At 38.6% G+C, this 10,911-nt stretch carries 10 protein-coding genes; 4 read left to right on the top strand and 6 right to left on the bottom strand.

Going from position 1 to position 10,911, the window contains the following annotated elements:
- Window positions 1-270: 270 nt before the first annotated feature.
- From OCV82_RS14435 to OCV82_RS14420, 4 genes are all read left to right on the top strand, one after another.
- On the top strand, window positions 271-1,641 hold the full coding sequence (locus OCV82_RS14435) for a S8 family peptidase (RefSeq protein ID WP_154045055.1): 1,371 nt from the start codon (window positions 271-273) through the stop codon (window positions 1,639-1,641).
- 5 nt (window positions 1,642-1,646) lie between these two features.
- On the top strand, window positions 1,647-2,945 hold the full coding sequence (gene xseA / locus OCV82_RS14430; RefSeq protein WP_154045057.1) for an exodeoxyribonuclease VII large subunit: 1,299 nt from the start codon (window positions 1,647-1,649) through the stop codon (window positions 2,943-2,945).
- 9 nt (window positions 2,946-2,954) lie between these two features.
- Window positions 2,955-3,164, top strand: coding sequence for an exodeoxyribonuclease VII small subunit (xseB, locus tag OCV82_RS14425; protein ID WP_154045054.1), 210 nt, complete (start codon window positions 2,955-2,957; stop codon window positions 3,162-3,164).
- A 138-nt stretch (window positions 3,165-3,302) separates the two neighbouring features.
- On the top strand, window positions 3,303-4,322 hold the full coding sequence (locus OCV82_RS14420) for a branched-chain amino acid aminotransferase (RefSeq protein ID WP_154045053.1): 1,020 nt from the start codon (window positions 3,303-3,305) through the stop codon (window positions 4,320-4,322).
- Window positions 4,323-4,473: 151 nt separating this feature from the next.
- On the opposite strand, the gene rpmA is transcribed toward OCV82_RS14420, so the two are convergent.
- From rpmA to OCV82_RS14390, 6 genes are all read right to left on the bottom strand, one after another.
- On the bottom strand, window positions 4,474-4,737 hold the full coding sequence (gene rpmA, locus OCV82_RS14415) for a 50S ribosomal protein L27 (protein ID WP_154045052.1): 264 nt from the start codon (window positions 4,735-4,737) through the stop codon (window positions 4,474-4,476).
- A 21-nt stretch (window positions 4,738-4,758) separates the two neighbouring features.
- Entirely contained in the window at window positions 4,759-5,076 is a 318-nt protein-coding gene (gene rplU, locus OCV82_RS14410; protein WP_154045051.1) for a 50S ribosomal protein L21, read from the bottom strand.
- Window positions 5,077-5,369: 293 nt separating this feature from the next.
- Window positions 5,370-7,505 (bottom strand): peptidylprolyl isomerase, encoded by a 2,136-nt coding sequence (locus OCV82_RS14405; protein WP_154045050.1) that lies wholly within the window; start codon window positions 7,503-7,505, stop codon window positions 5,370-5,372.
- Window positions 7,506-7,601: 96 nt separating this feature from the next.
- On the bottom strand, window positions 7,602-8,858 hold the full coding sequence (locus OCV82_RS14400) for a hemolysin family protein (protein WP_154045049.1): 1,257 nt from the start codon (window positions 8,856-8,858) through the stop codon (window positions 7,602-7,604).
- A gap of 33 nt (window positions 8,859-8,891) precedes the next feature.
- Window positions 8,892-9,524 (bottom strand): LPS export ABC transporter periplasmic protein LptC, encoded by a 633-nt coding sequence (gene lptC, locus OCV82_RS14395; RefSeq protein WP_154045048.1) that lies wholly within the window; start codon window positions 9,522-9,524, stop codon window positions 8,892-8,894.
- 6 nt (window positions 9,525-9,530) lie between these two features.
- A complete protein-coding gene (locus tag OCV82_RS14390; protein ID WP_154045047.1) occupies window positions 9,531-10,892 on the bottom strand; it encodes a tetratricopeptide repeat protein in 1,362 nt (453 codons plus the stop codon).
- Window positions 10,893-10,911: the final 19 nt, after the last annotated feature.

The following is a 10,911-nucleotide window of genomic DNA, read 5'->3' as shown; positions in this document are numbered from 1 at the left end:
CTAATCTTTCTTTTGTCAAAATACTCGGTTTTATATCAATTTTAGTATAAACCTGTCCTACTTTATGTGTAGGACGCTTAATATTTACGTATGAAAAAAGAAAAATGTGTGTGTAATATAGGGCCTTTGATACGTTTTAAAAAAATTCCCTGTCGTTTCAATTAAAATGACAGGTCGTTTTGATTAAAACGACAGGACGTTTTCTGTGTCCCATAATTCTTGTTTCTTATTTATTTGTAATATCTTTGTAACCGATAACACATTAACTCTATGAATTTAAGAACTGTAATATTTTTTTGTACGCTGATTTTCGGCTATTTCCATTCTTTTTCGGAAACATATAAATATCGTGTGACATTGAGAGATAAGTCTGCAACTGCCTATAGCATTGACCGTCCGCAGGAATTTCTGTCCGAACGTGCTTTGGAACGTAGAAACAGGCAGGGGATAGGTATAGATTCTACAGATTTGCCGGTATGCAAAAACTATATTGACCGTTTGGTAGAACAGGGAGGAAAGTATCTGATGCAGAGTAAATGGAATAATACTGTGCTTATGCTTACTCAGGATGAAGAAACGGCAGAAAGATTCAGACAAAATCCATTTGTTATGGATGTAAGAAAGGTATGGGTTTCACCCGATACTGTTTTTCCAAGAAATAAGGATCGCAAGAAGGAAATAACGAATAAGTGGAAAAAGACAGACGAATATTATGGAGTGGCTGCCAATCAGATAAAGATTCATCACGGCGACAGTCTTCATAATGCCGGTTTCCGTGGAGAAGGTATGCATATAGCAGTGATAGATGCCGGATATTATAATGTGGACAAAATGAAATTTTTCCGTAAGCTCCATATCTTAGGAACTAAGGATTTTGTTAATCCTGAATCTGATATATATGCCGAGCATAATCATGGCTTGAAAGTACTTTCGTGCATGGCTGTAAATATGCCTAGGGTAATGGTTGGTTCCGCTCCTGAAGCTTCTTACTGGCTTCTCAGAAGTGAGGATAATGATACTGAACAGCCGGCAGAGGAAGATTATTGGGTAGCAGCTGTAGAGTTTGCCGACAGTGTAGGTGCAGATGTTGTGAATACTTCACTTGGATATTATTCTTTTGACAATGTGTCCGACAATTACAGATATCGTGATCTTGACGGACGCACTTCGCTTATGTCGCGTTCTGCCAATATCGCTTCTTCTAAGGGAATGCTTATAGTATGTAGTGCAGGAAATTCAGGCTCATCCAGCTGGAAAAAAATTACACCTCCTGGAGATGCTGATGGAGTACTGACAATAGGTGCTGTAAATGCAGACGGTGTGAATGCTGATTTTTCTTCAGTTGGTAATACAGCTGATGGACGTATAAAACCAGATGTAATGGCGGTAGGTTTTCATTCTAGTATAGCCGGACCTAATGGAGGAACTTCGTATGGTAATGGAACATCTTTCGCTTCGCCGATATTCTGCGGACTTGTCACATGTCTTTGGCAAGCTTGTCCGTGGCTTACTGTAAAGGAACTTATCGATGTGGTTCACCGTTCTTCTGACAGGTATGATTATCCGGACAATATATTCGGTTATGGAATAACGGATATGTGGAAAGCATACAGAATAGGGCAGGAGATGAAAAGCAAGTAGATATGATGGAAAATGAAGCAATGTCTTTATACGAACTGAATTCTTTGGTTCGACGAGGTCTTCATTCTATTCTGCCTGACGAATACTGGATACAGGCGGAGTTGAGCGATGTGCGCTCGAATTATTCCGGACACTGTTATCTTGAGTTTGTCCAAAAAGATCCTAAAAGCAATACTTTGATAGCAAAGGCTAGAGGGGTGATTTGGAGTAGTGTTTTCATGCGTTTGCGTCCTTATTTCGAACGGGAAACAGGGCAGGCTTTTGTTTCCGGAATAAAAGTAATGGTGAAGGTTACGGTTGACTTTCACGAATTGTACGGTTTCTCTCTTACTGTTGTTGATATTGATCCTGCATATACTATTGGCGATATGGCGCGCAGGCGAAAGGAAATTCTGAAGCGTCTTGACGAAGAAGGTATCCTGACAATGAACAAGGAGCTTGAAATGCCTGAACCTCTGCAGAGGATAGCTGTCATCTCTTCGGCAACTGCAGCCGGATATGGTGATTTCTGTAACCAGTTGCATTCCAACAAGTTCGGTTTTGTGTTTTATACAAAGCTTTTTCCGGCTATAATGCAGGGAGACAGGGTAGAGGAAACCATAATATCATCTCTGGAAAGAATATATTCTGAAATAGATAACTGGGACGTAGTAGTGATAATCCGTGGTGGAGGGGCAACATCTGATTTGTCCGGTTTCGATACATACGATTTGGCTGCTCATTGTGCACAGTTCCCACTACCTATTATAACAGGTATAGGGCACGAACGAGATGATACAGTGATTGATATGGTTTCGCATACAAGGGTAAAGACGCCTACTGCCGCTGCCGAATACATAATAGGCATGATGTTGCAGACGGCAAGCCGACTTGATGATTTGTCGGAACGCCTCCGTAATGAGATACCGGTCATCCTGAATTCGGAATCGGAACGTCTGAACAGACTTGTTGCACGTATTCCGTTGGTGGTACAGTCCAGACTGCAGAGGGAAAATATGCGTTGCGAGCGTATGTATTCGCGTCTGGTAATGTCATGGCAGAAACGTTTTCTGGGAGAACAACATCGTTTGGATGTTTATCCTCGTCTGTTGATGTATGTTCGTTCTGTTATGGAAAAAGAAACTCATAAGATTGACTTGATGGAGAGAATTCTTAAATCCGCATCTCCGGAACAACTCTTGAAACGCGGTTATAGTATCACTCTTCTTAATGGAAAATCAGTAAGGGATGTTTCAAAGATTAAATCCGGTGATGAGGTGGAGACTGTTTTGGCGACAGGAAAATTCAAAAGTATAGTAAAATAAGATATAATTATGGCTGCAAAAAAAGAAACATATACCGAAGCCATGAAGAAGCTTGAAGCGATAGTGGCAAAAATAGAGAGTGGCGAACTGGATATCGACCAGTTGGGAGAAAATCTTCAGGAGGCTCAGAAACTCATAAAGTTCTGCAAGGATAAGCTTTATAAGGCAGACGAAGAAATAAAGAAAATGCTCGATGACGGACATTCGGATGAGGAATGAAAAATGTAAGCAACATGCCGGTATTTAAGGGTTTTGGTCTAAATATTTATTGTAAAAATTGGAATATGTAAATTAAAATCTTACATTTGCCGTCAATGTTATAATATCAGGAACATAAAAATATTAAATAATAAAGTTATGAAAGAAATTGACTGGTCTAATTTGTCGTTCGGTTACATGAAGACAGATTATAATGTACGTTGCTATTATCGCGACGGCAAGTGGGGTGAATTGGAACTTTGTTCGGAAGAAACATTAAATATCCACATGGCAGCAACATGTTTGCACTATGGTCAGGAAGCATTCGAAGGTTTGAAGGCATATCGTGGAAAAGACGGAAAAATCCGCGTGTTCCGTCCGCAGGCAAATGCAGAACGTCTTCAAAGTACTTGTAACGGTATCCTTATGCCTGAATTCCCTACAGAACTGTTTTGCGAAGCTGTAAAGAAAGTGGTAAAGGCAAACGAACGTTTCATTCCTCCATATGAGAGCGGTGCTTCGCTTTATATACGTCCGTTGCTTATCGGTACAGGTGCCCAGGTAGGCGTACATCCGGCAAGTGAATATCTTTTCGTAGTATTTGTTACTCCTGTAGGTCCTTATTTCAAGGGTGGTTTTGCTACTAATCCTTATGTTATAATCCGTCAGTTTGACCGTGCTGCTCCTCTTGGAACAGGAACATTCAAAGTTGGTGGTAACTATGCTGCCAGCCTTCGTGCAAACAAGATGGCTCATGATGCAGGATATGCAAGCGAATTCTACTTGGATGCAAAAGAAAAGAAATATATCGATGAGTGTGGTGCTGCCAATTTCTTCGGTATTAAAAACAATACATATGTGACTCCTCTTTCTACATCAATCCTTCCTTCTATCACAAACAGAAGCCTTATGCAGCTGGCTGAGGATATGGGACTGAAGGTTGAACGTCGTCCTATAGCTGAAGAAGAACTTGAAACGTTTGAGGAAGCCGGAGCATGTGGTACAGCTGCTGTTATCAGCCCTATAGAGCGTATTGATGACCTTGAAAACAATAAATCGTATGTAATAGCCAAGGATGGTAAACCAGGTCCTATAAGCGAAAAATTGTATAACAAGCTTCGTGCTATACAGTATGGTGATGAAGCCGATCCTTATGGATGGGTAATGATTGTCGAATAATTTGAATATTAAGATAATTTGTAACGACCGGATTTGAAAAAGTCCGGTCGTTTTTTTGTATCAGTTTTGCTCATGAAACACCGGTTTATATAAAACAAAATGAGGATATATCGTAATGACATATCCTCATTGTATGCTTTTAATAAAGTAATTATGCTTCAGCGCAAGGAACTACAGAAACAAAGCTCTTGTTTTCACGTCCTTTCTTGAAACATACAGTACCATCTACCAATGCGTAAAGAGTGTGATCACTTCCCATACCTACGTTTTTACCTGGATTGTGAACTGTTCCTCTTTGACGAACAATGATGTTACCAGCCTTACAAGCTGAACCACCGAATATCTTTACGCCTAATCTCTTGCTTTCTGATTCACGACCGTTCTTAGAACTACCTACACCTTTTTTATGTGCCATTTTCTTCTACGTTTTTAATGATTAAGCAATAACTTGTTTGATTGTCAATTCAGTAAACTGCTGACGGTGACCGTTCAGTTTTCTGTAACCTTTTCTTCTCTTCTTGTGGAATACAAGTACTTTGTCACCTTTAACAAGGCTAGATTTTACTTCACATACCACTTTAGCACCTTCTACAGTAGGAGCACCTACAGTTACGTTACCATTGTTGTCAACCAACAAAACTTTGTCAAATTCAACAGTTGCGCCGTTTTCAGCGTTCTGAATGTGGTGTACAAACAGTTTTTTGCCTTCTTCAGCTTTGAACTGCTGACCGTTAATTTCTACAATTACGTACATTTTAAATAAATATTAAACGGGTTTCTTCCGTAAGGTGGACCGGTTCTTGCAGTCACTTTTTTACCTTGTCGGACTAAAATCGGCTGCAAAGATACTCTAAATACTTTATATAAACAATTTTTTCTTGGTTATTTTTGTCCAGTTTTTGAAGATAATTTATTGTTTGTAAGTGATTTCTGTTTTATTAGTAATCGGCTTTGGGCTTTTAATTCAGGTGCAGGGGTATAAAAAAAGATATGCCTATTATCGAAATAGGCATATCTTCGTATATTTTTATGTATTCCGTTTAGATATTAGAAATACAAGTATCTGTTGTCAACAACTTTTGATTTCTGGTAAAGATCATTGATGAACTGAGTTGCGAATCTGTAATACATGTTTGATAATGTAGATTCTTCAGATTTTACATCAAAAGTTTCTTTTCCGTTTTCTTTGCTTAATACTTGTACCATATAAACACCGGCATTACCTTTTACAGGAGCACTTGTTGCGTTAACGGCTGTTTTAGAAGCTACGGCACCTATAACAGGTTCGCTTCCTCTAGTCAATGATATATAAGCAGGTGCAGAGAATGTTACATGTTTTACTGTATCGCTGACAGCGTTCTTTACGGCTTTTGCCTGATCTATTGAAGTGCATGACTTCATGTCTGCCATAATCATTTCTGCCTTTTTGTCGCGACGGATTTCAGCACGCAACATGTCTGCTACAGAGTTGATATTACGGTAACCTACTGGGTTAATTCTGTCAAGTGCTGCTACCATGATGTGGTCGTTGTTTCCACATTCGAAAAGAGGAGATACAGCGCCTTCTTTAGCACCGAATATCCAACGTATAACTTCTTTTGTTGATGGTACACCACCTACATAGTGTTCTGCAGATGAAAAATCAGAACGTGGAATAACTGTGTAACCGTATTCTTCTGCATTCTTTTCAAGTTCTTCTATGCTGTTGCTCTGTGCAACGAACTGGCTGAACTTGTTGTATGCTTCATTATATGTATCATTGCTGAATTCTACATTACGTTTGATCACAGCCACTTTGTATTTATCCTGCATGCTTTTCTTGTTCATTACCTGTAGGATGATGTTTGCCTGACCGATGTTTAGTTTTGCAATTTCTTTAACAGGCTGGCTTAAAAGTGTCTTAATGAATTCTTCATTTTCAGAGTTAAGCTGAGAACCTTCCCAAGTATTGGCTCTAACCCATGTAGATTCGCCTGTCTGACCATAAACTTTCGCAATTTCTTCGAAGTTTGCTCCACCTTTCAAAGCGTCATATATACTGTCTGTAAGAGTCTTTGTCTTTTCTTCAGTATCGGCATAAACCTGAATCTGGCGGAACTGTATAGAGTCAGGAGCATTAACTTTAGCTATGATCTTGAATGCATTGTATGAATCGTCAGCCTGACTGTAGTATGGGCCGAAAACTTCGTTCATACCAATTGAGTCAAGGCGTGCAACAACATCCGATGGAAGTACTGACTTGTTGACAGGAATATCAGAGTATGATACGCTTGATCCTGTTGAACGGATAAATGCAGCGTAATCAGCTGTTGTATTGTTAAGCTGTTCGCTATATTCAGTCACTTCGTCCAAAACTGCTTTTCTGTCAGCATCCGAAGGTAATACCTGGATATCTACAAAGCGGATGTCGCGAGTTTCAGCCAGCTGTTTGAACTGTTCCTTTCTTTCATTGTACAAGCTTCTGATTTCATCGTCAGAAATTTTAACCAAAGAGTCGTTTATAGCTGAATATGGAACAGCAGCCATAAGCAGGTCACTCTGTTCAGTACGTGCTTTGAAAGCATCTTCTGCAGAAGTAGGGTTAGCGATAAGTGATTTAGAAATCAGATTCTGGTATTTTTCAGCTAAAGCAGACTGTCTGAGTGTCTTTTCAACAAAGTTCCAGAAATTACCCATAGTCTGATAGTATTCAACATACTGTGAAGGCATCTGGCTTGTGCTCAAGTTTGAATAGTCAACGAGGAACTTCTTCAACATATCCTTATCGAAAGCACCTGTCTGTGGGTTACGGAACGGAGTGTTCATCAACAGAGGGTGTGTACCTTCGTCAATGATAGCCTGGATTTCAGCATCAGTTACTGTAAGTCCCAACTTTTCAGCCTGTTCAGCAATAAGTTTGTTGTTTACGTATGATTGCCATACCTGGTCTTTTACACTTGCCAATTGAGTCTCGTTAAGTGATGCCAAACCATTTGTCAGTTTGATCACTTCAGTGTATTCGTCAACTAGCTTTTGATAATCCTGAGCGGAGATTTTTTCTCCATTAATTTCTCCGATGTCTTGCCTTCCCTGATGTGGCTGGAATATTTTCCAAGCGTCGCCTGCTATGAAAGCGAAGAGGGCAATACCGATAACAATGACCAATAATGGTCCTTTGCTTCTAATAGTTTGTAAAGTTGCCATTTAAATTTATTATTTTTTGTTTATTGTTTTTCTGTAATTAGCGCACGAAGATACGAAAAATGTTTATGAGTTGCTATTTTCTATACAAAAAAATGCTTATTTCTGTATTTTCAGTTTAACCAGCTCTATTTTTGTATTGGTGGCCTTGATAATATTGAACTGGAATTTGTCTATCACTATATTTTCATGAGGCTTTGGAATTCTTTGGTATTCATTTATTATTAGTCCGCCTAATGTCTGATATTCATCGCTTTCTGGAAGACCTATACCAAATTTTTCGTTAATATCTTCTATTTCAAGTCGGCCTGATAAAATGTATTCGTTTTCATTTATAGTTTTGGCTATTGTGTTTTTATTATCATGCTCATCCTCTATATCGCCAAGAAGTTCCTCTACCAGGTCTTCAAGTGCGATAATGCCCGATGTTCCACCGAATTCATCTACAACAACGGCTAGAGACTTTTTCTGTTGCATGAGCAGTTGCATAAGCTTGTTGGCTCCCATGCTTTCCGGTATTACCGGGATAGATTTGATGTTTTGTTCCCAGTCGTCCTGCGTATTGAACATTTCGGAAGAATGGATATAGCCTATTATATTGTCTATATTGTCACGATATACGATTATCTTACTTAATCCACTGTCAACAAATACTCTCATGATTTCTTTTTTAGGAGTACCGGTCTCGACAGCTACTATTTCTGTTCTTGGAATCATACAATCCTTTACCTTAATGCTTGAAAAGTCCAAAGCATTGCGGAAGATCTGTATTTCAGTATCTATTTCCTTTTCGTTGCTGGTATCGTCGTAGCTACTTTCTATAAGATAATCCAAATCAACCTTTGAGAATGCTTTTTCTCTATCTTCTTTCTTTATTTTTTTGCCTGTAAGTGTCAGTATGGAAGTTGACAGCATGGCAGAGAATTTACTGATAGGGTATAGTACCAGATAGCATATATATGTTGGAATACAGAGATATTTCAATGTGAGGTTAGGGTTTATCTTGAATATGGTTTTTGGAAGGAATTCCCCTGTTATAAGTATTATGAATGTTGAAATTATGGTTTGAATGACAACTAGCAGTGCCTCGTTGGTTATTAGTCCTGATAACAGTTTGTTTTCTATTATCTCTGCCATGAGGATACCATATATGACTAAGGCTATGTTGTTGCCAACCAACATAGTAGAGATAAAATTGTTAGGGTTATTATAGAAGACGGTAAGTATCTTTGTGGAGAAATTATTGGATTTTTCCATCTCAAACCTTAACTTATTTGAGGACACGAAAGCTATCTCCATTCCGGAAAAGAATGCAGAAAATGCCATTGTGATTAGTAATTCGATGATAATACCCATTTGTGTTATTTTTAGGCTTATGTGTTTTTGCTTTTATCGGTTATTGGTATTTTGTTTTGTACTTACTGTGTCTGATGGAGCTGTGTCTTCTACTGTAAAAATACCTGTAGGAGTGAATATCTCATATTCGGTCATCTCCTGGTTTGAATCGAAACCATAACCGGTCAGGATTTTGTCTGACTGTTCTATCTTGATAAATCTGTCAGAGTATATACGTTTTTTCGATTGGTCCCAAAATAGCAGTTCTGTGTCAAATTTATCGCCGAGCTGATTTTGTATGTGTACGTTACCTCTTAGTTCCCAGATCTCTTTTTTTTCGTGATAATAGGCTGTGTCGGCTTTTATACTTGCGTCAACTCTGAAAAGTGTATCAAACTTTTCAAGGTACAAGCCTTTTTCAAAAGCCCAATATGGTGGGTTTTTCTTACTGAATACCAACCATTCATCTGTTATGATTTTATATCTTATCATACCGGAATCTGATACATACGATACTACACCGGTACTTTGCATGTCGGGTAGGGAATCTTTTTCATCGATAGCTGATGCTAATTTTTTACCCTTTCCGCTACATGACGGGAAAAAAAGAAACATAACAGTTGCCCAAACGGCAACTGTTATGCTTATGAAAAATCTTGTATTAAAAATCTTGTGTCTATATGACATACTTTATTATCTGATAGTTGTTGTTTCGCCAATCCATCCTCCGATTGTAACTGTATGTCCCTTGCTTAAACCAAGGAAGAACAAGTCTTCATCTTTCGGAGTATAAGCAGAAAATGTTCTGATAAGTTCGTTGGCTTTATCTGTAACGCTTGGATCAACACTCTTTGCACGCTGCAGTTTGTCTATAACAGCAAAGAATGTACATTTGTTCAATGCAGACTCGTCACTCCAGTTAGGGCTTGAAGCATACATCTGTGCGATAAGGATATATGCATCGCCATAATTGTTGTTGAAAGAGATTGCCTTGTTACAATATTGTTTTGCACGGCTCAACTGCTTTTTGTTGAATAGTATTACAGCTGCCTTGTAGCAGTATTCAGCTTTCTTCATAGGATCCTGTTCAAGTTCGATAGCCTGGTCGAAGTAACCGATACTCTTGTCAAGGTCACCTTTCTTGTAATACATATATCCGCAACCTGCTGCTGTAGCTGCAGTTGGTTCAATTGCGTGTGCAGCTTCAGATGCTTCGAAATAAGCTTCTTCTTCTGTACATTTCAATAATTGCATAACTGTAATAACCTGCTTCAAATAGTCAAGGTTAGTTTTGTTCTGTGCAACTTTAGGACCATAGATAGCGTGAAGGTTTTCGCAAGAAGCAGCACCACTGTTTATGAAATATGCATCAACATTATCTTTAGTTGTCTTGAGCAATTCTTTCATCTTTTCTTTCTTTTCTGCTTTGTATGCAGCGTCAGCATAACCTGATACAGTCAGATAATCCTGTATGAACTGTTCTTTGTGGTTTTCGTCTGTTTTGAGTTTGCGTGAAGACATATCCATCATGTCAAGGAACATGAAATAATCAGATTTCTCTTTTTCCATGTTGATTGCCTGTTTTGCCCAGTCGTACGCTTTGTTCAGATCAAGATTCTTTCCAGAGAAAACAATGTAGTCATGAACTTTCATACCAATGATAGAACCTTCTGTTGATTTGCTTCTAACCAACTTATTAAGTTTATCAAGATATTTGATACGCTGGTCATGTACTGCCATCAATTCATCAAGGTAAGCTTTCTGTTGAGCTGCATCCTTTGTACTTTGTATCAATCCACGAAGGATTTTAGCACCATTGGTGTATGTACCTACCTGTGCAAGAGGAGCTTCAGTGAATACTGCTTTCCAAGGTTTGTATGCATCCTTGAAATTGTCTGTTTTTACATATTCAGTATAAATACTGATGTTCTGAAGGCAGCGGATACTATCTTCTCCGTGTCCAAATCTAGAACCGTCTTCTACTCCTTTTTGAGCAAAAGTCGCTGCAGAACCCAATGTTAAGGCACACAGCATTGTAAACATCTTCATTCTCATCGTATTATTAATTTAATTG

Origin of the sequence: Bacteroides cellulolyticus, assembly GCF_025567135.1 — a bacterium.
In the GTDB taxonomy this organism is placed as follows: Bacteria; Bacteroidota; Bacteroidia; order Bacteroidales; family Bacteroidaceae; genus Phocaeicola; species Phocaeicola cellulolyticus.
The sequence above is the reverse complement of the archived record's forward strand: the minus strand, read 5'-3'. Positions and strand labels throughout refer to the sequence as shown.